This is a genomic window from Mumia sp. Pv4-285, assembly GCF_041320275.1.
Lineage (GTDB): Bacteria > Actinomycetota > Actinomycetes > Propionibacteriales > Nocardioidaceae > Mumia > Mumia qirimensis.
Genome location: NZ_CP162023.1, coordinates 2984844 through 3006368, shown reverse-complemented (window position 1 = coordinate 3006368; position 21525 = coordinate 2984844). Strand labels below are relative to the sequence as shown.

The window sequence follows — 21525 nt, the reverse complement described above, 5'->3', positions numbered from 1 at the left end:
TCAGACCACCCCTAGCTGGGCGAAGCGGACCTGGGCCGCCGCACCCGTGAGGACGACGTCGCTTGCCAGCGAGGCCATCCGCACGTCGAGGTTCTCGGCGATCACCGGCATGCTGCGTTCGGCGACCGCGGCACGGACGGCACCCAGGAGGGGGCCGTCGAGCAGCTCGGCGGGGCCGTAGAGCACGACGTCGGTGATCCCGAGCGTGGTGACGATGGGGGCGAGGACCGCCCCCAGCGTCGTGCCGACGGTCCGCAGCTCGGACTCGACGGCGTCGGGAGCGACCGCGGCGAGGCGGTCGCGGAGCCGGGGGACCGCCAGCACCGTCTCGAGGCAGCCGCGGTTGCCGCACGCGCAGGGGGCGCCACCGGGATCGACGACCACATGGCCGACCTCGCCCGCCGACAGCAGGGGTCCGCCGAGCATCGCGCCGTCCATGAGGATGCCGCCACCGACACCGTGCCCGACCGCCACGAGCAGGAGACCGTCGGGGTTGCCCGCGCCGAAGGTGCACTCGGCGAGCGCGGCGATGTTGGCGTCGTTCGAGATCGAGACCGGGAGGCCGACCCGCTCGCCGACGGCCGCAGCCAGCGGGAGCTCGTACCAGCCGAGGTTCGGCGCCTGGCGGACGACGCCCAGCTCGTCGACGACTCCGGGGGTCCCGATGCCGACGCCGAGGACGGGGCGCTCGGAAACGTCGACGAGGCGCTGGACGAGGGCGACGACGAGGTCGACGGCCGCCTCGCCGCGGGCGGTGCCGAGCTCGACGGCGTGGCGAGTGACGATCTCGCCGCGCAGGTCCATGAGGGCACCGTGGAGCACCGTGTCGTCCGACAGGTCGAGAGCGACGATCAGGACGGCGTCGTCGACCAGGCCGAGCAGCGTGGCCGGCTTGCCGGGCCGGGCGCCCGGCTTGGTGCCGAGCTCGGCGACGAGGCCGTCCGTCAGCAGCTCGGTGACGAGGTCGGACACTGTCACGCGGGTGAGCGAGGTGGCGCGGGCGAGGTCCGCGCGGCTGAGCGGACCCTCGTCGGCGAGGCACTGGAGGAGGAGCGAGAGGTGGTGCCGGCGGGTGTCTGCCGGAAGCATCTTCTCGGTCGAGCGGCGCGAGGAGCGCGGGCGCAACGGCGTGGTGCCGCGTGCGTCACCGGAGTCGGTCGTGCGCTCGATCATGGTTGTTAGTTCACCCTACTAACAAATCATCGTCAACCCCTGTTAGGCATTCGTTATCTGGGCCTTCGCGGCCCGTCCTCCGGGTCAGATTGACCCGGTCGGGGGGCAGGTGCGAGACTGGGAGACGGCGTATTCCGTCCGATCCAGACCGCCGTCTCGGCATCTCGGATGCGGCGTGCGCCCATCCCAATCACTCCCGATGAGAAGGACTCCGATGGCCAAGGCTCTCCTCGGCTACGTGGCGACGCCGAACGTCCACCAGGCCCGCGAGGCTCAGCTCCGCCGACGCATCGCCGATCTGGAAGCAGAGGTGATCCGGCTCAAGCACGAGAACGACGAGCTGGCCACCTCGACCGGGCTCGCACCCGTGGACCTCTCGACCGCAGACCTGCTCGAGCCCGCCAGCTCCTGACCGGTCGAGCCCGACCGGTCGAGCCCGACCGGTCCAGCCCCGGTCACTCCGGGCGCCGACACCCACCTCGCCCTCCCCGGGCGTGGCGTGGCGTACGACCCGCGTCCGTCCCCTACGCTGAGAGCGGCATCCTTCCCCGCTGCCTGCAGTCCCGCCGACGTGGCGTGGCCGCCTCGGCGCCACTGTCTTGTGAGACATACCGTCTCGAGTCGAATGCGTGAAGGAGCACTGGCTTGCACCTCAAGAGCCTGACGCTGCGTGGGTTCAAGTCCTTCGCCTCTGCCACCCACCTCCAGCTCGAGCCCGGCATCACCTGTGTGGTCGGTCCCAACGGCTCCGGCAAGTCGAACGTCGTCGACGCCCTCGCCTGGGTGATGGGCGAGCAGGGCGCCAAGTCGCTGCGCGGCGGCAAGATGGAGGACGTCATCTTCGCCGGGACGTCCGGCCGCGCGCCGCTCGGTCGCGCCGAGGTCGTCCTCACGATCGACAACGCCGACGGCGCCCTTCCGATCGACTACGCCGAGGTGACGATCTCGCGGACCATGTTCCGCAACGGCGGGTCCGAGTACGCGATCAACGGCAGCTCCTGCCGCCTCCTCGACGTCCAGGAGCTCCTCAGCGACTCCGGCATCGGTCGCGAGATGCACGTCATCGTCGGACAGGGCCAGCTCGACTCCGTGCTCCAGGCGTCGCCGGAGGACCGACGCGGTTTCATCGAGGAGGCCGCGGGCGTCCTCAAGCACCGCAAGCGCAAGGAGAAGGCGCTCCGCAAGCTGGACGCCACCGAGGGCAACCTGACCCGGCTCCAGGACCTGCTCGCCGAGATCCGCCGCCAGCTCAAGCCGCTCGGGCGCCAGGCGGAGGTCGCTCGCAAGGCCGCCGTCGTCCAGGCCGACGTCCGCGACGCCCGCGCCCGCCTGCTGGCCGACGACGTGCTCCGCTCCCGCGAGCAGCTCCAGACCGAGCTCGCCGACGAGGAGGCGCTGCGCCTCAAGCGCACCGCCGTCGAGGGCTCGGTCAACCAGATGCGCACCGAGGAGGCTGCGCTCGAGGATGCCCTGCGCGCCGACGCGCCGCGCATGCAGGAGGCGCAGGACACCTGGTACGGCCTGAACAGCATGCGCGAGCGCGTGCAGGGCACCGCCGGGCTCGCCGCGGAGCGGGTCCGCAACGCGGCCGCGCTGCCACCGGACGACCGCCGCGGGCGAGACCCCGAGGAGCTCGAGGAGGAGGCGACGCGCTTCGAGGCGCAGGAGAAGGCGATCACCGAGGAGGTGGCTGCCGCCGAGAAGGGCCTTCAGGGCGTGATCGCCGCCCGCAAGGCCGCTGAGGAGGCGTACCAGGCGGAGGAGCGCCGCATCGCCGATCAGCTGCGCGCCGCGTCCGACCGCCGCGAAGGCCTCGCCCGCCTGACCGGCCAGGTCAACACGCTCCGTACGCGGGTGCTGGCCGCCGAGGAGGAGATCGGGCGCCTCGAGGAGAACCGGCTCCTGGCGGAGCAGCGTGCCGAGCGTGCGCAGCACGAGTTCACCGGGGCAGAGACGCAGGTGGCTGGGCTGGACTCGGGAGAGACCAACCTGACCGCCGAGATCGACGCCGCCGAGGCCGCGCTCGACGACGTGACCGACCTCTTGGCGAAGACCACCGACGCCGTCCACGCCGCCGACCGTGAGCGGGCCGCGCTCGAGGCGCGCAAGGAGGCGCTCGAGATGGGTCTGGCGCGCAAGGACGGCGCCGGAGCCGTGCTCGGCGCTGCCGACCGGCTCGGTGGGGTGCTCGGATCCGTCGCCGCCGTGGTGACCGTCGAGTCGGGCTACGAGACTGCCGTCGCCGCTGCGCTGGGCCCGGCCGCCGACGCGGTGGCGGTCGACACGCTGGCCACAGCGATCAGCGCGGTCGAGTCCCTCAAGGTGTCCGAGGACGGACGCGCGGGCCTGCTCGTCGGATCCGCGAGCGCTCTGGAGCGGTCCGGCTGGCCGTCGCTGCCGGCCGGTGCCGCGTACGCCGTGGATGTCGTCTCCGCACCGAAGGGCGTCATGGCGGCGCTCGAGCGGCTGCTCGATCGCGTCGCCGTCGTCGACGCGATCGGCGAAGCCCGTGAGCTCGTCGAACGCGTCCCGACGGTCGTGGCGGTGACCCGTGAGGGCGACGTCGTCGGCGGTCACTACGTCGCGGGCGGCTCGCAGGACGTCCCGAGTCTCATCGAGGTCCAGGCCGCGGTCGACCTTGCCGCCGAGAACCTGCGCGCCGTCGCGGTCCGCCGCGACGAGCTCAGTGCGGAGGTCACCGACCTGAAGGCTCAGCGTGCCGAGGCCAAGCAGCGGCTCGACGTGGCCGTCGCGGAGCGCCGTGCGTCGGAGGCCAAGACCAACGCGCTGACCGAGAAGCTCGCGCAGCTCGGGTCGACGGTCAAGGCTGCCAGGGACGAGAGCACGCGGCTCGCGACGGCGATCACCGCTGCGCAGAAGGCACGCGACGACGCCGCGGCCGGCCTGGTCGAGCTCGAGAAGCGCTTGACCGACGCCGAGAACGCTCCGGAGGACGACCCCGACACGAGCGCCCTCGAAGGCCTGGCCGACGCCGCCCGCACCCAGCGCGCCGAGGAGACCGACGCCCGCCTGGCGCTGCGCACCAGCGAGGAGCGTGCACGCGCCATCTCCGGTCGTGCCGCCGGTCTGCGCCGCCGTGCCACCGAGGAGCGCGCGGCACGCGAGCGCGATCGTGCACGCCGTGAGCGGCTGCGCCGTGAAGGAGCCGCCGCGCGTGCCGTCGGGGAGGCCGCGCAGGTCGTCCTCGAGCACCTCGCGGTGTCGCTGGCCGCCGCCAAGAAGGCCCGCGACGAGATCACCGCGGCGCGCGCCGGGCGCGAGCAGCAGCTCGCCGAGGTCCGTCGCAAGCTGCGCGACCTGTCGGTCGAGCTGTCGCGCCTGACCGACTCGGTGCACCGCGACGAGGTCGCACGCGCCGAGCAGCGCCTGCGGATCGAGGCCTTGGAGCAGCGTGCGCTGGAGGAGATCGGTGTCGAGGCGGACTCGCTGGTGGCCGAGTACGGCCCCGACGTCCTGGTGCCGGTGCCGCGGGCCGTCGACGCGCCCGACGACGAGCCCGACCCGGAGCCCGTCCCGTACGTGCGCGCCGAGCAGGAGAAGCGGCTGCGCACCGCCGAGAAGGCGCTTGCGCTGCTGGGGCGCGTCAACCCCCTCGCGCTCGAGGAGTTCTCCGCGCTCGAGGAGCGTCACAAGTTCCTGTCCGAGCAGCTGGAGGATCTGCGCAAGACCCGCAAGGACCTGCTCGAGATCGTCGACGAGGTCGACAAGCGGGTCGAGCAGGTGTTCACGAGCGCCTGGGAGGACGTCTCGCGGGAGTTCGAGGGTGTCTTCTCGCGGCTGTTCCCCGGTGGCGAGGGGCGCCTGATCCTCACCGATCCGTCGTCGATGCTCACGACCGGCATCGAGGTCGAGGCGCGACCGCCGGGCAAGAAGGTCAAGCGGCTGTCGCTGCTCTCCGGTGGCGAGCGGTCGCTCGTCGCGGTCGCGTTCCTCGTGGCGCTCTTCAAGGCGCGGCCGAGCCCGTTCTACATCCTCGACGAGGTGGAGGCGGCTCTCGACGACACCAACCTCGGGCGGCTGCTGGAGATCTACGAGGAGCTGCGCGAGAGCAGCCAGCTCGTCGTGATCACGCACCAGAAGCGCACCATGGAGGTCGCGGACGCGCTGTACGGCGTTTCGATGCGTGGCGACGGAGTATCCGCAGTGATCAGCCAGCGCATCCGCGAGGTCGAGCCGGCGTGACGGTATCGTCCGCCGCGTGAGCGACAAAGCCCCCGCCTCCAGCAGCCCCACCCGCGAGGACTTCCCGGTGCTGCGCCGGATCACGACGCGCTGGTCCGACGAGGACGTGTACGGCCACGTGAACAACGTGACCTACTACTCCTACTTCGACACCGCCGTGAACGGCTTCCTCATCGAGTCCACCGGCACCGACATCCGTCGCCTCGACGCGATCGGGCTCGTCGTCGAGACGGGGTGCCGTTTCAAGCGGGAGCTCGGGTTCCCCGCCGACGTCGAGGTCGGTCTGGCCGTCGAGAAGCTGGGCAGCTCGTCGATCGTGTACGAGATCGGGCTGTTCCAGGGCGAGTCGCCGGAGCCGGCCGCGATCGGCCGCTTCGTCCACGTCTACGTGACGCGGGAAGGGCGCGCGGTGACGCCGGTGCCCGACGCGATCCGTACGGCGGTGGCACCGCTCGTACGCGAGTAGCCGCCCTCCGCTCACCGTCGCTGGCTACGGTCTGCGGACGGGCCGGTCGTACACGAGCTCCAGCCCGTCCTCCTCGTCCCACTGCTCACCGACATGGACGAACCCGAACGGGAGGGCAAGGTCGCGGGACGCCGTGTTGTCCGGGGCGATGGTCACTCGGACGACTCGTACGGAGGGTTCGGTGTCGGCTCGGTCGACCAGTGCGGTGAGGGCTGCTCGGGCGTAGCCGCGGCGCCGGTACGCGGGCTCGATCTCATAACCGATCTCGACCATGCCGTCGGCGTCCGGCGGTCCGTGGTAGCCGGCACGACCCACCGCCACGCCGGCGTCCTCGTCCCAGACGGCACCGGTGACCCAGCCGACGGCAGCAGGATCGTCGACGACCTGGCGGGCCCGCATCAGCCACACGGTGCGGAAGGTCTCGCTCACGAACCCCTCCGACAACGGCACCGGCGAGGTGGCGTTTGCGGCGCCCAGGTCGCCGTCGGCGAGCGCTCGCAGGGTGTCGGGCGGGAGGTGGACGATGCGGATGCGGGGGAGGGGCACCACGCGATCGTACGGTCCGGTCGGGCGCGGCTCGTCGACGTGACGCACGTCATGCTCGCGGCGCGCCGTCTGGATGCGCACGTGGACCCCAGGTGTGAAAGCCTTGGCAAGTCCGTTTTGGCCATATCTGGGGGTTGTGCCACATGTCGCCGGCAGTCGTCATCGTGCCCGTCATGCTCATCATCGTCGTCGCGGCGATGCTGCTCGTCGTGGTGCTCGCGTTCCCGTACCGAGGACGCCGAGTGCCCGGAGCGATCTGGGGTGCGGAGCGGATCGACAAGGCCCTCGGTGCCCTTGCGGAGCAGGTCGGGATCGGTCAGGACCCCGACGTCGCCGCCCGCCGGCCCGTCAACCGGGAGTCCGTCAGCTCAGGGTCGTCCACGCCGAGCTGATCCACGGCACCGCCAGGGTGAACGTGGGACCCAGCACGACGGCCGCCGCCAGCAGGTAGCAGGCGACACCCTCCACCGCGCCTTGGCGACCGGCGTCGACGGTCTCGCGCTCGAGGCGGTCGATGCGGCGCACCAGCGTGCTGGTCGCGCCGAGGGCTCCGGCCGGAGCGGGGCGCGTGCCGAGCTTGACGAGCGCGCGGGCCAGCGGAGTCGTCCCCGTACGGCGGCGGGCGTGGTCGTCGGCCAGCAGCTCGACCAGCACCTTCGTGCTCACGAAGGCGGCGTCGCTGCGCAGCACCCGCGGGAACGCCCGGTGCAGCGCCGAGAAGGTGTCCACCACGAGGTCGTGCCGAGCCCGCAGGTGCGCCTGCTCGTGCGCCAGGACCGCGTCGAGCTCGGCCGGGGCGAGCGTGTCCAGGGCACCGCGTGACACCACGACACGAGCGGTGAGCCCCGGGACGCAGTAGGCGAGGGGCTCCGCGGCGTCGAGGATGCGGACGGACCGGCGTACGGCGTCGCGCTCGCCGACGAGGTCCAGGATCGTACGGTGCCGCCGGCGCTCCGCACGGACCTCGCGCGCGACGCTGATCATCGACCACGCCAGCCGCGCGACGACGACCACGGTGAGGACGAGGAAAGCGACGTGGAACGTCGCGCGGACCGGGCCGGGATCCGGGTTCGGTGCGCCCTCGTGGACGACGAGCCACAGCGACGCCGACAGGCCGGCACCGACCATCGCGAGGATCGCGGCGAGCGCGAGCGCCTGCCACAGGACGATCGCCGCGCGGGGTGCTCGGTAGGGCCAGTCCATCCGCGCGAGCAGCGCGGGGACCGGCTGGGCGAGCGCGAGGCCGATCAGTCCCAGCAGGAGCGGTGTCGTCATGGATCCTGCGCCTCGATGCGCGCCAGGGCGTCGCGCAGGGCGCGGGCGTCGGCGTCGCTGGCGGTCTCGGCGAAGTGGACGAGCGCCGCGGTGCGGTCGTCGCCCGCGGACGCGAGCACCTCGTGCAGCAGCGTGACGGTCAGCTCGTCGCGTCCGACGGACGGGGTGTACGTGAAGGCCCGTCCGTGGCGCTCACGGACGACCACGTCCTTGCGCGACAGCCTGTCGAGGATCGTCGTGACGGTCGTGTACGCGAGGTCACGTCGTGGGGACAGGAGGTCGAGGACCTCGCGTCCGGTGAGCGGCTCAGGAGACTCCCAGAGGAGCTCCATCACCTCGCGTTCGAGCTCGCCGAGTCGTGCCATGGAACCAAGAGTACGGGGTGCTACGACACTGTGTCGTACCCCACCTCCAGAACTACGACACGGCGTAGTAGATTGCTCCTACAGAGCGTCGTAGACGGTTGGGTGAACACAGCAGGTCCGGGTTGTCACACCGAGTCGCCGCCCACGGTCTCTCGTACTAGCGTGACGAGCAATTCGAGCCATGAGGGGCACCATGGAAGCACTCGAGATCGCACGGTGGCAGTTCGGCATCACCACCGTGTACCACTTCTTCTTCGTTCCGATCACGATCGGGCTGTCGTTCCTCGTCGCGGGCCTCGAGCTCGCCTGGGTGCGCACGCGCAACGAGAAGTGGCTCCGTCTGACCAAGTTCTTCGGCAAGGTCTTCCTCATCAACTTCGCGATGGGGATCGTGACCGGCATCGTGCAGGAGTTCCAGTTCGGGATGAACTGGTCCGACTACTCGCGCTTCGTCGGCGACATCTTCGGGGCACCGCTCGCGATCGAGGGGCTCCTGGCGTTCTTCCTCGAGTCGACGTTCCTCGGCCTGTGGATCTTCGGGTGGGACAGGCTCTCCGCCGGCGTGCACAACGCCTGCATGTGGATCGCGGCGTTCGGCACCGCCCTGTCCGCGTACTTCATCCTCGCCGCGAACTCCTTCATGCAGAACCCGGTCGGCTACACCTACAACGCCGACCGCGGCCGTGCCGAGCTCGAGAGCTTCACCGACGTCCTCACGAACAAGGTCGTCCTCATCACCCTGCCCCACACGCTGTTCGGCGCCTTCATGGTCGCCGGCGGGCTGGTCGCCGCGATCTCGATGTGGTGGCTCATCCGGCGCAGGCCGGTCGATGCCGACGCGTTCCGCTCGTCGCTGCGTCTCGGCGCCGTGACCCTGCTGGTCGCCGGCGTCGGCACGATCGTCACCGGCGACATCCAGGGCAAGGTGATGACCGAGGTGCAGCCGATGAAGATGGCCGCGGCCGAGGCGTTGTACGAGACGGAGCAGCCGGCGCCGTTCTCGATCCTCACCATCGGGTCGCTCGACGGGCACGAGCCGTTCTACCAGCTCGAGGTGCCGCACCTCCTGTCGTACCTCGCCACCGGCGACTGGAACGCCGAGGTGCAGGGCATCGACAACCTCCAGGCCGAGTACGAGGAGGAGTTCGGCCCGGGCAACTACAAGCCGTACATCCCCGTCACCTACTGGACGTTCCGCGCGATGATCACCTCCGGTGCCCTCGCGATGATGATCGGCCTCTGGATGCTGTGGTCGACCCGCGGCGGTCGCGTGCCACGCGGCGACCGGCGGTGGCCGGTCTGGCTCGCGGTGGCCGCCCCGCTCCTCCCGCTGGCGGCGAACTCGTTCGGCTGGATCTTCACCGAGATGGGCCGGCAGCCGTGGCTGGTGTTCGGGCTGATGCGCACCGAGGACGGAGTCTCGCCCAACGTCGGCGCCGGAACCGTGCTGACCTCGCTGATCGTCTTCACGCTCCTGTACGGCGCCCTCGCCGTCGTCGAGGTCAAGCTGCTGCTCACCGCCATCAGGAAGGGCCTGCCCGAGGTGGATCCGGACAACGAGACCGGCAAGCAACCCGACGACCGCCCGATGGCGTTCGCGTACTGAGAGGAGAGGGATCATGGAGCTCACCACCGTCTGGTTCTGCGTCGTCGCGTTCCTCTTCATCGGCTACTTCGTGCTCGAGGGCTTCGACTTCGGCGTCGGCATGCTGCTGCCGGTCGTCGCGAAGAACGACCGTGAGCGGCGCGCGATGATCAACACGATCGGCCCGCTGTGGGACGGCAACGAGGTCTGGCTGATCGTCGCCGGCGCGAGCATCTTCGCGGCGTTCCCCGAGTGGTACGCGACGTTGTTCAGCGGCTTCTACCTCCCGCTGCTGCTGATCCTGGTCGCGCTCATCGTGCGCGGGGTGGCGTTCGAGTACCGCCACCAGCGCGACGACGCCAGCTGGAAGAAGCGCTGGGACGCGGCGATCATCTTCGGCTCGTTCGTCCCGGCCCTGCTGTGGGGTGTCGCGTTCGGCAACATCGTCCGCGGGGTCGAGATCGACGCCGACAAGAACTACGTCGGGACGGTCTTCGACCTGCTCAACCCGTACGCGCTGCTGGCGGGCCTCGTCACGCTCACGCTGTTCCTCACCCACGGCGCGAACTTCCTGGCCCTCAAGACCCGCGGGATCATCCACGAGCGGGCCCGCACCGTCTCGCTCCAGGTCGGCCTGGTCGCCGCGGTGCTGGCGGTCGTCTTCCTGGTGTGGACCTCGCTCGACCACGGCGAGGCATGGGTCTGGGTCCTGTCCGGGCTCGCCGCGCTGACGTTCGTCGGAGGCCTGCTAGCGGCGTGGGCGCGGCGCGACGGCTGGGCGTTCGTCGGCACGATGGCGGCGATCGGCTTCGCGGTCACGGCGCTGTTCGTGGCGCTCTTCCCCGACGTGATGCCGTCGACGCTCGACCCGGCGTACAGCCTGACGACCGAGAACGCGGCCTCCACCGACAAGACGCTGGGGATCATGAGCTGGGTGGCCCTGATCTTCGTCCCGATCGTCATCGGCTACCAGGCGTGGAGCTACTGGGTGTTCCGCAAGCGGATCAGCGTCGAGTCCATCCCTGACACGGTGCACGCATGACCCCAGTCAGCACCCGGGGCGGTGCGATCGACCCGCGGCTCGTACGGCGCTCGCGGGCCGTGCGGTCGTACCTGGTCGTCAGCGTCGTGCTCGCCACCGTGGTCGCCGGCCTCGTGGTGGGGCAGGCGTGGCTCGTCGCGACGGTGGTCTCCGACGGGTTCGAGGGGAGCGGCGCCACCGACGCCGTCATCACCGCCGTGGTCGCCCTCGCAGCGGTGGTCGTCGGCCGGGCGCTGCTCGGCTGGCTGCACGCCGTCGTCTCGGCCCGGGCCGCGGTCGAGGTCAAGCGACAGCTCCGCGGCGAAGTCGTCGACCGGCTGCTCGACGGCACCCCCGCGCGCTTGGGACGCCCGGAGTCGAGCCACGTGGTCACGCTGCTCGGGCCAGGGCTCGACAAGCTCGACCCGTACTTCGCGAAGTACCTGCCACAGCTCGTCCTCGCGCTCACGGTCCCCGCCGTCGTGGTGGTCGCGGTGTTCGCAGCAGACCCGCTGTCCGGTGTGACGATCGCGGTCACCCTTCCGCTGGTCGTGGTGTTCATGGTGCTCGTCGGCTACCTGACACGGGATCGTACGGAGCGCCGCTGGCGCGCTCTGGTCCGGTTGTCGCACCACTTCTCCGACGTCCTCGACGGGTTGGTCGTCCTCAAGGTCTTCGGGCGGTCGCGCAACCAGGCGAAGGGCATCGCCGAGGTGGGGGAGCGCAACCGGCACGAGACGATGGCGGCGCTCCGACTGGCGTTCCTGTCGTCGTTCGTGCTGGAGCTCGTCGCGTCGATCTCGGTCGCGCTGGTCGCGGTGTCGATCGGCCTGCGGCTCGTGGAGGGGCACATGACCCTGATGACGGGACTCTTCGTCCTCGTCCTCGCGCCTGACGCGTACCTGCCGCTGCGCCAGGTCGGCGCCCACTTCCACGACTCGGCGGAGGGGCGCGCGGTCGCCGACGACGTGTACACGATCCTCGACGACCCGGACGGGCCCGCCGCGGCAGGTCGATCGGAGGAGCGCACCACGCTCGACCTCGCCGGTGCCACGATCGCGGTCGACGGCGTCTCGGTCTCGTACCCGGGCCGCTCGGCGCCCGCCCTCGCCCCGACCTCCCTCACGCTCGAGCCGGGGACCGTTCTCGCACTCACGGGCCCGTCGGGCACCGGCAAGAGCACGCTCGTCGACGTCCTGATGGGGTTCACGGCGCCCACCGCCGGCCGCGTCACCGTGCGCACCGCGGAGGGGAGGGCGTACGACCTGGCCGACCTCGACCCCGACACCTGGCGCACGGGGCTGGCGTGGGTGCCGCAGGCGCCTGGGGTGCTCGCCGGGACGGTGGCCGCCAACGTCCGGCTCGGAGCCCCCGACGCGTCCGACGACGAGGTGCTCGCGGCCTTGGCCGATGCCGGGGCGACCGACCTCCATCCGTGGCGCGACCTGCACGAGGGCGGCGCGAACCTGTCCGCGGGGGAGCGGCGCCGGCTCGCAGTGGCACGGGCCCTGGTCCGGGTGCGGTGCGGCGGTGCCGCCGTCATGCTCCTGGACGAGCCCACGGCCGGACTCGACCCGGCCACCGAGGCGCGGGTCCGCCGGACGCTGCGCGAGGCGCGCGTGACGGTGCTCGTGGTGGCCCATCGCCGTGCCCTCGTCGAGGATGCGGACGCCGTCGTCGCCCTCCGACCTTTGCCGGTTGAGCGAGCGCAGCCCTTCGAGCAGCCCTCGCGAGCTCGGGCCCCTCAGGACGAGCGAGTCGAAACCACGGTGGCGACGTGACGACCGCCCGGCGGCGACTCGTCCTCGGCGGGCTCTTCGGCGTGCTCGCCAGCCTCGCGTCGATCGGGCTGCTGCTCGTCTCGGCGTGGCTGATCTCGCGGGCCGCGCAGCAGCCACCCGTGCTCTACCTCATGGTCGCGATCGTCGGCGTCCGCGCGCTCGGGATCGGCCGTGCGGCACTGCGGTACGTCGAGCGGCTGCTCACCCACGACGGTGCGCTCCGCGTCGGCACTGATCTTCGCGTCGCCGTCTACTCGAGGCTCGAGCGCCTCTCGCCGTCCACGCTGGCTGCGGGACGCCGGGGTGAGCGGATCGCTCGCATCGTGTCGGACGTCGAGGCGCTCCAGGACCGGATCGTGCGGGTGACCGTGCCACGCGCGATCACCGCGGCGTCGGCAGCGGTCGTCGTCGGACTGGTGCTGGCCGTCTTCCCGCTCGGGGGAGTCGTTCTCGCCGTCACCGTCGCGATCGCCTGGATCGGCGTCGTTCTCGCGGTGCGGATCGGCGGCTCACGGACCAGCGTCGCGACCGCGACGCTCCGAGGGCGGCTCGCCGCCGAGGTCTCGGAGACGGTTCGCTCGTCGCGGGACCTGGTCGCCTACGGCGCGGGCGGCACCGCGACTGCGCAGCTGGCCCGGACCGGTGCGGCGCTGGCGGCGGCCGAGCGGCGTACGGCCTTCCTCGACGGGCTCGGCGTGCTCGTCGTACGCCTGTGCCTCGGCGCCGCGACCTGCGTGATCGCACTCGCGGGGGTCACCGCCGTCGCCGACGGGAGCCTCGGGCCGGTGCTGCTGGCCGTCGTGGTGCTCGCGCCCGTCGCGCTGGCCGAGCCGCTCGAGGCCCTGAGCGCGATCGAGCAGCAGGGTCAGCGTTCTGCGGCGTCGCGCGAGCGCATCGACGAGCTGGTCACCGCCGAGGACGACGTCGTGGACCCGTCCGTGCCGGCTCCCGACCCGACCGGGTTCGACCTGCGGTTGCGCGGGGTCTCGCTGGGCTGGGGGGACGACCCTCCGCTGGTGAGCGATCTCGACCTCGACCTCCCCGAGGGCGCCGTCGTCGCCGTGGCCGGCCCGAGCGGGTCGGGGAAGTCGACGCTCGCCGCAGTCCTCCTCCGGCTCGGCACGCCGCGGGCCGGCGCGATCACCCTCGGCGGCACACCGATCGACCGGCTCACGGGGGAGCAGGTCCGTCGCGTCGTCGCCACCCTGCGCCAGGACGAGCACGTCTTCGACACGACGATCCGTGAGAACCTCCGAGTCGCCGACCCCGCGGCCGACGACCCGACGCTGCTCGCCGCACTCGACGGCGCCGGGCTCGGGGCCTTCGTCGCGGGACTCCCGGACGGCCTCGACACGGAGGTCGGTGAGAACGGCAACCGGTTGTCCGGGGGCGAGCGACAGCGCCTGGGGCTTGCGCGACTCCTCCTCGGGAAGCACCGGGTGCTGATCCTGGACGAACCGACCGAGCACCTCGACGCCGCCACGGCCGAGGCGCTGCTCCGCGACCTCGTCGACCTGGCGCCGTACCGGTCGATCCTGCTCGTCAGCCACGACGAACGGGCCCTCGCGGCCGCGTCGACCGTCGTCCGGCTCGATGAGCCGACTAGGATCGTGGATCGTGTCTGACACCACGCTCTTCCTCTTCATCGGTCTGGTCGTCGCGATCCTCGTGATCGGGGGGATCGCGGCCTTCGTGGTCGGCTCTCGCGGCCGGGCCCTTCCGCCTGCCGACACGGTCGATCGACGGCTCGACGACCTCCGCGAGCATCCCGAGGTCGAGCCGACCCCGACAGGCGACGGCCTCGAGCCCGCGCTCCCCGAACCCGGCGAGATCGACGAGGCCGACACCGACAACGTCGATCCGCACGCCGAGGGCGCCGCCGTCGCGGACCGCGAGATCTCGGTCGCACCCGAGGTCGAGCAGCCCGCGCCGACCGCCGGGCGGCTGGTCCGGCTCCGCGAACGCCTCTCGAGGTCGCAGTCCTCGCTCGGCAAGGGCCTGCTCGCGCTGCTCGGACGGGACCGCCTCGACGAGGACACCTGGGAGGAGATCGAGGACACCCTGCTCGCCGCCGACGTCGGCGTCACGCCCACCCAGGAGCTCGTCGAGAAGCTGCGTACGCGCATCAAGGTCGAGGGCATCGCCGAGCCCGGGCGCGCCAAGGAGATCCTGCGTGAGGAGCTCGTCGCGCAGATCGACCCGTCGTACGACCGCTCGGTCGCTGCGAAGGGCGCTGACGGCGTGCCTGGTGTGGTGCTCGTGGTCGGCGTCAACGGCACCGGCAAGACGACGACGGTCGGCCGCCTCGCGCGGGTGCTCGTGGCCGACGGCGACACGGTGCTGCTGGGCGCGGCCGACACGTTCCGCGCCGCCGCGGCGGACCAGCTCCAGACCTGGGGAGAGCGCGTCGGCGTCCCGACCGTTCGCGGTCCCGAGGGTGGCGACCCCGCGTCGATCGCGTTCGACGCGGTGAAGACCGGCAAGGAGGGCGGCTACGACACGGTCGTCGTCGACACCGCCGGCCGCCTGCACACCAAGGCAGGTCTGATGGACGAGCTCGGCAAGGTCAAGCGGGTCATCGAGAAGCAGGCGCCGGTGACCGAGGTGCTGCTGGTCATCGACGCCACCACCGGCCAGAACGGCCTGACCCAGGCGCGCGTCTTCGCCGAGGTCGTCGACGTGACGGGCATCGTGCTCACGAAGCTGGACGGCACGGCCAAGGGCGGCATCGTGATCGCCGTGCAGCGCGAGCTCGGCGTCCCGGTCAAGCTGGTCGGGCTGGGTGAGGGCGCCGACGACCTGGCGCCGTTCGATCCCGAGGGATTCGTCGACGCGCTGCTCACGTGACCGACGGCGAGAGGACGATGGTGATGGACGAGGGGCCTGGAGTCCTCGACTGGCGGACGACGGGGCTCTGGGTCCCCGACGGCGAGCTCACGGAGGCGTCGCTCGTGTCGCGCGGGGCGTCGCTGTTCGACGGGACGTTCACCTGGCCTGTGATGGTGCTGCGCCGGACCGCGCTCGAGCGCAACGTCGCGACCATGGCGGAGTACTGCGCCCGGCACGGGCTCTCGTTCGCACCGCACGGCAAGACCACGATGGCGCCGGCGCTCTTCGACGCCCAGCTCGCCGCGGGCGCCTGGGGCATCACGGTGGCGACGGGCAACCAGCTGCTCGCCGCGCGACGCATGGGCGTGCGCCGCATCCTCGTCGCCAACGAGCTGCTCGACACCGGCGTGCTCACCTGGCTCGCCCGCGAGCTCGACACCGATCCAGGACTCGAGGTCCTCTTCTACGTGGACTCCCCGCAGGGCATCGACGCTGCCGCGGCCGCCTTCGCCGCCGCCGGGGGGAGACGCCCGCTCTCCGTCCTCGTCGAAGTGGGGTACGACGGTGGCCGGACCGGCGTACGAACGGTGCCCGGCGCGGTCGATCTTGCCCGGCGCGTGGCGGCGACCACTGGTCTGCGTCTCGCCGGGGCGGCGGGGTACGAGGGCGGGTTGGCCTCCGTCGACGAGGCGCGCTCCTTCCTGGAGACGCTCCGTGAGGCCGCATCGCTCATGCCGTTCGAGGCCGGCAGCAGGCCGATCGTGTCCGCCGGCGGCAGCGCGTACTTCGACGTCGTCGTCGACGTGCTCTCCCGCGGGTGGCCGACGACGAGCACACCGGCGTACGGCCGGCCCGAGGTGGTCCTGCGGAGCGGGGCGTACGTCTCGCACGACGACGGGGTCTACCAGAAGAAGACGCCGTTCAACCGCGTCTCGGACGAGGGAGGCCTCGTCGCTGCGCTGGAGGTGTGGGCGCAGGTGACGTCGACGCCGGAGCCGGGGCGCGCGATCGTCGGCATGGGCAAGCGCGAGGCCCCGTACGACGAAGGGCTCGCCGTTCCTCGCGCCGTGCGCCGCGCGAGCTCGGCCGTGGTCGAGCCGGCGTCCGACGCGCTCGTGCTCGCCCGGATCAACGACCACCACGGCTACCTCGACGTCCCTGCGGACATGGAGCCGCTGGTGCCGGGCGACCTCGTCCGCTTCGGCATCTCGCACCCGTGCACCGCGTTCGACAGGTGGCGGGCGATCGCGGTGCTCGAGGACGACGACACCGTCTCCGGGGTCGTCCGCACCTACTTCTGACGAGGGCTCATGCGTTGCGTGTCGACCTTGCGCCCGCGGGACGGCTGCAATGTCGCTACGTTGCGTCTATGAGCACTCGTGAGCCCGTCAGCACCGACCACGCGCCGCGCCCGGCCGGCGCGTACAACCAGGCGATGGTGGCCGACCGCTTCGTGTACACCGCCGGGTTCGGGCCCCACGATCCCGCGACCGGCGAGCTGCCGGAAGGGATCGAGGCCCAGACCCTCCAGACGATCAAGAACCTCGAGGCGGCACTCGTCGCCGCCGGGAGCGGACTCGACCTGCTGGTGAAGACGACGGTGCACCTCGCCGACCTCGCCGACTGGGCGGCCTTCGACGCCGCGTACGGCGCAGCGCTCCCGACGCCGCACCCCGTCCGGACGACCGTCGGGTCGCAGCTGGCCGGCATCCTCGTCGAGATCGACGGCGTCGCCCTGCTGAGGTCCTGATGCCCAGGGTCCCGCTGCCCGAGCCGACCCGCACGTCGCGGATCGTCGCGGTGCTGCGGGCACCCCACGGCGACCGCGTCGTGCCCGCGGCGGAGGTCCTCGCGGAGAACGGGATCGTCAGCGTGGAGGTGACGCTCGGGACCCCCGGTGCGCTGGAGGCGATCGCCTCCCTGCGCGAGCGGCTCCCACGCAGCTGCGACGTCGGCGTCGGCACGGTGCTCAGCCGCGACGACGCTGCCCGCGCCATCGACGCCGGCGTCGACTACGCCATCACGCCGACGGTCGTACCGGACGTGATCGCGACCTTTCGCGACGCAGGCGTCCCGGTGATCCCGGGCGCGCTGACGCCGACCGAGATCAGCGCGGCCTGGGAGCTCGGCGCGAGCGCCGTCAAGGTCTTCCCGGCGTCGCTCGTGGGTATCTCCTACGTGGCCCAGCTGCAGGGGCCGCTCCCGCACGTCGCGCTGATCCCCTCCGGCGGGGTGTCGATCCCCGACGCGAGGTCGTGGCTGGACGCCGGCTGCGTGGCGGTGAGCCTCGGCGGTCCGCTGCTCGGCGACGCGCTCGACGGCGGCGACCTCGAGGCGCTCGCCGAACGCGCCCGCACGCTCGTCTCTGTGGTCTCAGCCCAGCCTGCGCCCCAGACCGGCTCCCAGGAGCCCGCGCGTGGCTGACGGCGCCGTCGTCACGCTTGACGGCGAGGTGGTGCGACGCGAGCTCGGGGCGGATGGAGTGGAGCCCGACGACGGCCGCATCCTCCGCGTCACCGGTCCCACGCCTGCGCTGTGGGCGTCCGCCGGCCTCCAAGACCCCGAGCACGTCGACCGATGACGGTCCTGCTGCGCGGAGGAACCGTCCTCGACGGGACCGGCGCTCCGCCGCGCCGCGCCGACGTGCTCGTCGCCGCCGGACGGATCGCGGCCGTCGGGCCCGCACTCGCACCGCCCGCCGGGTGCGCCGTCGAGGACGTGTCCGGCTGGGAGGTCCTTCCCGGTTTCGTGGACACCCACGCCCACGACGACCTCGCCCTCCTCGACACGCAGGCCTGCGTCCCGAAGCTTCGCCAGGGTGTGACGACCGTCGTCGTCGGCAACTGCGGCCACGGCTGCGCGCCGACGACGCCGGGGTCGGGTCTCGGGGAGCTCTTCGCGCCGGTGCTCGGAGGCGACCGTACGGACCTCGCGTTCGACTCGGTCCGCGCCTACGTCGACACGATCGCCGCCGCACCGAGGACCCTCAACGCCGCTGTCCTGGCCGCGCACGGGGCACTCCGGGCCGCGGCGACGGGGCCCACGGTCCGCGCCGCGACCGCACGCGAGGTCGACGCCATGTGCGGACAGCTCGGTGACGCGATGGAAGCCGGTGCAGCGGGGCTGTCGCTCGGGCTGCTCTACGCGCCCGGCAACGCGGCGGACCGTACCGAGCTCGAGGCGCTGGCCGGCGTCGTCGCCGCCCACGAGGGCGTGCTCGCCGTCCACGTCCGCAACGAGGGCGACCACGTGCTCGCCGCGATCGACGAGGCGACGTCGCTGGGCGCCGCGACGGGCTGCGCGATCCACGTCAGCCATCTCAAGGTGACCGGCCCGCGCAACGCCGGGTCGATGCCGCGGATCCTGGAGAGGCTCGATGCCCACCGCGCGGCGGGGGTCGACGTCACGGCGGACGTCTACCCGTACCACGCCGGGAGCACCACGACGTCGACGCTGCTGCCGGCCTGGGCGTTGCGCGAAGGCATGACCTCCGTCCGAGGTGCCGTTCGCGATCCGAGCTCCCGCCGCCGTCTCGTCGCCGACCTCTCGCGTCCGTGGAACGAGCCCGGGCAGGAGAACATGCTGCTCGCGATCGGTCCGTCCCGCGTCCTGCTCGCGGGGTTCTCGCGGCCCTCGAACACCGAGCACGAAGGGCTCGCGCTGGCGGAGGTCGCCGCCGAGCGGGGGCAGGAGCCGTACGCGTGCCTCGTCGACCTGCTCGCCGAGGAGGGCGGGTCGCTGACGGCCGTCCTGTTCCACACCGATCCCGAGGGCGTCCGCCAGGCGTTGGCGTGGCCGCACAGCATGGTCGGGTCCGACGGGCTCCCGCACCTGCGCGGCTACGTCCACCCGCGCCTGTACGGGACGTTCGTGCGCGTCCTGACCGAGTACGCCGGCGCTGGGGGTCCGCTGTCGCGTACGGAGGCGGTGCACAAGATGTCGGGCGCGTCGGCCCGGCGGTTCGGCCTCCACGGGCGCGGCACGATCGAGACGGGGAGCGTCGCCGACCTCGTGGTCCTCGACCCGGCGGCGCTCGAGGACCGTGCCACCTTCGCCGAGCCACGACGCCATCCGGGGGGCGTCGAGAGCGTCGTCGTCGGCGGCGAGACCGTGTGGCGTCGGGGCCAGGACCTGCCGGATCGCCGTGGCACGTACGTCCCGGCTCGCTCCGGCGCCGCCCCCTCGTGACCGCGAGCCGCTCTGGCGCCTGGAACGGCTCAGCGGGCGCCGGCGAGGAACCGCTCGAGCAGCGGACCCGCGGTCTGCGAGCCCGACTCGCCGGTCTCCACGAACACCGCGACCGCCAGGTCTCCCTGCGTCGCCACCATCCACGCGTGCGTCTTGACGGGCGACCCGTACTCGGCGGTCCCGGTCTTGGCGCCGACGTCCTTGCCGAGACCCGCCAGCCCGCGCCCGCTTCCGTCGGTGACGACCCTGCGCATCAGCGCGCGCAGCTGGCGCGCCTCGGCCGCCGTCAGGGTCGAGTCCACCGTCGGCGCAGCGACGTCGGGAAGCAGCGTGGGGACGACCGTACGCCCTGCGGCGACCGACGCGGCCACCGTGGCGATCGTGAAGGGTGACGCCAGGACCTTGCCCTGGCCGATCATCGATGCGGCGTGCTCCGTGGTCGGAGCCTCGCTCGGCACCGACCCGAAGTACGAGGGGAACCCGAGGTCCTGGTCCACCCCCATGCCGAGCGAGGCGGCGGCCGACGCGAGATCGCTCTGGGCGACCTCGCCGCGCAGCCCGATCATCGCCGTGTTGCACGACTGCGCGAAGGCGTCGGCGAACCGGATCTGGCCGAGGGCGCTGCTCGGGTAGTCGTCGTAGTTCTTGAACGACTTGCCGTCCACCACCGTCGTCGCGGGGCACCGCGTGGTCGTCTGCGGCGTCACGCCGGCACGGAGCGCGGCGAGCGCGGTGACGATCTTGAACGTGGAGCCGGGGGCGTACTGACCGGTCGTGGCGATCGCCTGCCCGTCGGCTCCTGGACCGCCGGCGGCGGCGAGCACCGCTCCGTCGGACGGCCGGATCGCGACCAGGGCGCTCGCCGGCCTGGTCGCCGACAGAACCCTCTCACCGAGGTTCTGCAGCCGTGGGTCCAGCGTGGTCCTCAGCGGCTCGCCCGGCACGGGCTCCTTCTCGAAGACCGGGGTGTCCTTGATCTCGGGTGAGGGGTTGGCCGGGTCCTCGGCAGCGTCGCTGACGAGCTCGACGACGTAGCCGTCGCGGCCGCGCAGGGTCTCGTCGTAGCGGCGCTGAAGCCCCGAGACCCCCGTCTGGTCGCCGGCAGACAGCCGTCCGTCGCTCTCGTCGATGAGCTCCTTGGTCGCCTCGCCGACAGACCCGAGGATGCCCGAGGCGAACGTCCGCGTCGGCGCGAGCGGCAGCTCGTCCCCGATCACGCGGGCGCCAGCGACGGCTTCGACGTCACCGAGGGGCGGCGCCTCCGAGGTCCGGAGCACCAGCGCCTCGACGAAGGCCTTCGGACCGGCCGCCGCGACCTTGGCGGCGTACGCGTCGGCGTCGATCTCCAGCTTCTGCGCGATGACGCGGGCGGAGTCCTGCTGCCGGCCGGCGTCCACGGCCGCCTTGTCGAGGCCGATCCTCAGGACAGCGCGCTCGGTCACCACCGCCGTGCCGTCGCCGCCCATGATGTCGCCGCGCTGCGGTTCGACGGTCCGGACACGCAGGCGCTGGCCCTCGGCGAGGTCGGGCGCGACGATCGACGGTGCCCACGAGACGGTCCAGTCGTCCTCCGTTCGGGTGAGGTCGGCGTGGGTCTCGTACTCCCAGGCCGCCTCCGGGCCGAGCTCCCACCGGTACGCCAGCGTCGCGGTCGCCTTCTCCTCGTCGCCGTCCTCGTCGACCTCTTTCACGGTGACGGTCGGCTTGATCCCGTCGAGCCCCGCGGTGATCCGGTCGAGGTTCTCCGTGGCGCTCTGGTCGTCGAGGGCGACACCGGACAGGTCCATGGCTGCGAGGCCCTCCGCGAGCCGGTCGGCCTCGGGTCCGGCCGACGGTGCACTGCTGCACGACGTCAGCGCGCCGGCCGCCAGGAGGGCAGTGAGCGCGAGCGTGGCGGGCCGGACAAGCCGTGCGTGGTGGGCGGGGGAGGGCATGGCTCCATCCTCACCCGGGCCGGGGTTCACCGTCGAACCGCACACCTCGCCGCCCCCGGCAACCGGAGAAATCTCTGCGTAACAAAAGTGGGGGAAGTGTCACTTGCGTGAAACAGACCGTCGCCAGCCACGAAACGAAACGACGCGAAGGTTTCTGTC

The 21525-nt window shown here is 72.1% G+C and carries 19 protein-coding genes; 14 read left to right on the top strand and 5 right to left on the bottom strand.

Annotation, left to right across the window (positions count from 1 at the left end; translation table 11 throughout):
• Positions 1-1173, bottom strand: coding sequence for an ROK family transcriptional regulator (locus AB3M34_RS14490; RefSeq protein ID WP_370614902.1), 1173 nt, complete (start codon positions 1171-1173; stop codon positions 1-3).
• 214 nt (positions 1174-1387) lie between these two features.
• Between AB3M34_RS14490 and AB3M34_RS14485 the strand changes: the two genes are divergently transcribed.
• The 3 genes from AB3M34_RS14485 to AB3M34_RS14475 all read left to right on the top strand — a co-directional run bounded on the left by AB3M34_RS14485 (position 1388) and on the right by AB3M34_RS14475 (position 5842).
• The gene (locus tag AB3M34_RS14485) at positions 1388-1585 is read left to right on the top strand and encodes a hypothetical protein (RefSeq protein ID WP_370614900.1); all 198 of its coding nucleotides are present in this window, start codon (positions 1388-1390) and stop codon (positions 1583-1585) included.
• Between the two features lie 233 nt (positions 1586-1818).
• The gene (gene smc, locus AB3M34_RS14480) at positions 1819-5376 is read left to right on the top strand and encodes a chromosome segregation protein SMC (protein ID WP_370614898.1); all 3558 of its coding nucleotides are present in this window, start codon (positions 1819-1821) and stop codon (positions 5374-5376) included.
• A gap of 16 nt (positions 5377-5392) precedes the next feature.
• The gene (locus AB3M34_RS14475; protein WP_370614896.1) at positions 5393-5842 is read left to right on the top strand and encodes an acyl-CoA thioesterase; all 450 of its coding nucleotides are present in this window, start codon (positions 5393-5395) and stop codon (positions 5840-5842) included.
• A 24-nt stretch (positions 5843-5866) separates the two neighbouring features.
• On the opposite strand, the gene AB3M34_RS14470 is transcribed toward AB3M34_RS14475, so the two are convergent.
• Positions 5867-6388, bottom strand: a complete 522-nt coding sequence (locus AB3M34_RS14470; protein WP_370614895.1) for a GNAT family N-acetyltransferase — start codon at positions 6386-6388, stop codon at positions 5867-5869.
• 143 nt (positions 6389-6531) lie between these two features.
• On the opposite strand from AB3M34_RS14470, the gene AB3M34_RS14465 reads away from it, so the two are divergent.
• Positions 6532-6780, top strand: coding sequence for a hypothetical protein (locus AB3M34_RS14465; protein WP_370614894.1), 249 nt, complete (start codon positions 6532-6534; stop codon positions 6778-6780).
• Here the strand turns inward: AB3M34_RS14465 and AB3M34_RS14460 are convergent.
• A complete protein-coding gene (locus AB3M34_RS14460) occupies positions 6752-7663 on the bottom strand; it encodes a M56 family metallopeptidase (protein ID WP_370614893.1) in 912 nt (303 codons plus the stop codon). The two genes, AB3M34_RS14465 and AB3M34_RS14460, sit on opposite strands and share 29 nt — an antisense overlap.
• On the bottom strand, positions 7660-8028 hold the full coding sequence (locus AB3M34_RS14455) for a BlaI/MecI/CopY family transcriptional regulator (RefSeq protein ID WP_370614891.1): 369 nt from the start codon (positions 8026-8028) through the stop codon (positions 7660-7662). The genes AB3M34_RS14460 and AB3M34_RS14455 overlap by 4 nt, the downstream gene beginning before the upstream one ends.
• Positions 8029-8221: 193 nt before the next feature.
• On the opposite strand from AB3M34_RS14455, the gene AB3M34_RS14450 reads away from it, so the two are divergent.
• From AB3M34_RS14450 to AB3M34_RS14405, 10 genes are all read left to right on the top strand, one after another.
• Positions 8222-9634 (top strand): cytochrome ubiquinol oxidase subunit I, encoded by a 1413-nt coding sequence (locus tag AB3M34_RS14450; RefSeq protein ID WP_370620026.1) that lies wholly within the window; start codon positions 8222-8224, stop codon positions 9632-9634.
• Between the two features lie 13 nt (positions 9635-9647).
• Positions 9648-10655, top strand: a complete 1008-nt coding sequence (gene cydB, locus AB3M34_RS14445) for a cytochrome d ubiquinol oxidase subunit II (RefSeq protein ID WP_370614889.1) — start codon at positions 9648-9650, stop codon at positions 10653-10655.
• Complete coding sequence (cydD, locus tag AB3M34_RS14440; RefSeq protein ID WP_370614888.1) at positions 10652-12415, top strand: thiol reductant ABC exporter subunit CydD; 1764 nt, start codon at positions 10652-10654, stop codon at positions 12413-12415. The genes cydB and cydD overlap by 4 nt, the downstream gene beginning before the upstream one ends.
• Positions 12412-14040, top strand: coding sequence for a thiol reductant ABC exporter subunit CydC (cydC, locus tag AB3M34_RS14435; protein ID WP_370614887.1), 1629 nt, complete (start codon positions 12412-12414; stop codon positions 14038-14040). Before cydD ends, cydC begins: the two co-directional genes overlap by 4 nt.
• The gene (ftsY, locus tag AB3M34_RS14430) at positions 14033-15262 is read left to right on the top strand and encodes a signal recognition particle-docking protein FtsY (RefSeq protein WP_370614885.1); all 1230 of its coding nucleotides are present in this window, start codon (positions 14033-14035) and stop codon (positions 15260-15262) included. The genes cydC and ftsY overlap by 8 nt, the downstream gene beginning before the upstream one ends.
• Complete coding sequence (locus AB3M34_RS14425) at positions 15259-16545, top strand: alanine racemase (RefSeq protein ID WP_370614884.1); 1287 nt, start codon at positions 15259-15261, stop codon at positions 16543-16545. Before ftsY ends, AB3M34_RS14425 begins: the two co-directional genes overlap by 4 nt.
• A 68-nt stretch (positions 16546-16613) precedes the next feature.
• On the top strand, positions 16614-16994 hold the full coding sequence (locus AB3M34_RS14420) for a RidA family protein (RefSeq protein ID WP_370614883.1): 381 nt from the start codon (positions 16614-16616) through the stop codon (positions 16992-16994).
• Positions 16994-17668 (top strand): bifunctional 4-hydroxy-2-oxoglutarate aldolase/2-dehydro-3-deoxy-phosphogluconate aldolase, encoded by a 675-nt coding sequence (locus AB3M34_RS14415; protein WP_370614881.1) that lies wholly within the window; start codon positions 16994-16996, stop codon positions 17666-17668. The genes AB3M34_RS14420 and AB3M34_RS14415 overlap by 1 nt, the downstream gene beginning before the upstream one ends.
• Positions 17661-17825 (top strand): hypothetical protein, encoded by a 165-nt coding sequence (locus AB3M34_RS14410; RefSeq protein WP_370614879.1) that lies wholly within the window; start codon positions 17661-17663, stop codon positions 17823-17825. Before AB3M34_RS14415 ends, AB3M34_RS14410 begins: the two co-directional genes overlap by 8 nt.
• A complete protein-coding gene (locus AB3M34_RS14405) occupies positions 17822-19432 on the top strand; it encodes an N-acyl-D-amino-acid deacylase family protein (RefSeq protein WP_370614878.1) in 1611 nt (536 codons plus the stop codon). The genes AB3M34_RS14410 and AB3M34_RS14405 overlap by 4 nt, the downstream gene beginning before the upstream one ends.
• 29 nt (positions 19433-19461) lie before the next feature.
• Here AB3M34_RS14405 and AB3M34_RS14400 read toward each other — a convergent pair whose 3' ends face one another.
• The gene (locus AB3M34_RS14400; RefSeq protein ID WP_370614876.1) at positions 19462-21366 is read right to left on the bottom strand and encodes a penicillin-binding transpeptidase domain-containing protein; all 1905 of its coding nucleotides are present in this window, start codon (positions 21364-21366) and stop codon (positions 19462-19464) included.
• Positions 21367-21525: the final 159 nt, after the last annotated feature.

What these genes read in the sequence shown, in the direction of transcription:
- AB3M34_RS14415 (WP_370614881.1), top strand. Translation starts at nt 16,994, where the DNA reads ATGCCCAGGGTCCCGCTGCCCGAGCCGACCCGCACGTCGCGGATCGTC.
- AB3M34_RS14450 (WP_370620026.1), top strand. Translation starts at nt 8,222, where the DNA reads ATGGAAGCACTCGAGATCGCACGGTGGCAGTTCGGCATCACCACCGTG.
- cydB (WP_370614889.1), top strand. Translation starts at nt 9,648, where the DNA reads ATGGAGCTCACCACCGTCTGGTTCTGCGTCGTCGCGTTCCTCTTCATC.
- AB3M34_RS14485 (WP_370614900.1), top strand. Translation starts at nt 1,388, where the DNA reads ATGGCCAAGGCTCTCCTCGGCTACGTGGCGACGCCGAACGTCCACCAG.
- AB3M34_RS14400 (WP_370614876.1), bottom strand. Translation starts at nt 21,366, where the DNA reads ATGCCCTCCCCCGCCCACCACGCACGGCTTGTCCGGCCCGCCACGCTC.
- AB3M34_RS14490 (WP_370614902.1), bottom strand. Translation starts at nt 1,173, where the DNA reads ATGATCGAGCGCACGACCGACTCCGGTGACGCACGCGGCACCACGCCG.
- AB3M34_RS14460 (WP_370614893.1), bottom strand. Translation starts at nt 7,663, where the DNA reads ATGACGACACCGCTCCTGCTGGGACTGATCGGCCTCGCGCTCGCCCAG.
- cydD (WP_370614888.1), top strand. Translation starts at nt 10,652, where the DNA reads ATGACCCCAGTCAGCACCCGGGGCGGTGCGATCGACCCGCGGCTCGTA.
- AB3M34_RS14405 (WP_370614878.1), top strand. Translation starts at nt 17,822, where the DNA reads ATGACGGTCCTGCTGCGCGGAGGAACCGTCCTCGACGGGACCGGCGCT.
- AB3M34_RS14465 (WP_370614894.1), top strand. Translation starts at nt 6,532, where the DNA reads ATGTCGCCGGCAGTCGTCATCGTGCCCGTCATGCTCATCATCGTCGTC.
- AB3M34_RS14420 (WP_370614883.1), top strand. Translation starts at nt 16,614, where the DNA reads ATGAGCACTCGTGAGCCCGTCAGCACCGACCACGCGCCGCGCCCGGCC.
- AB3M34_RS14455 (WP_370614891.1), bottom strand. Translation starts at nt 8,028, where the DNA reads ATGGCACGACTCGGCGAGCTCGAACGCGAGGTGATGGAGCTCCTCTGG.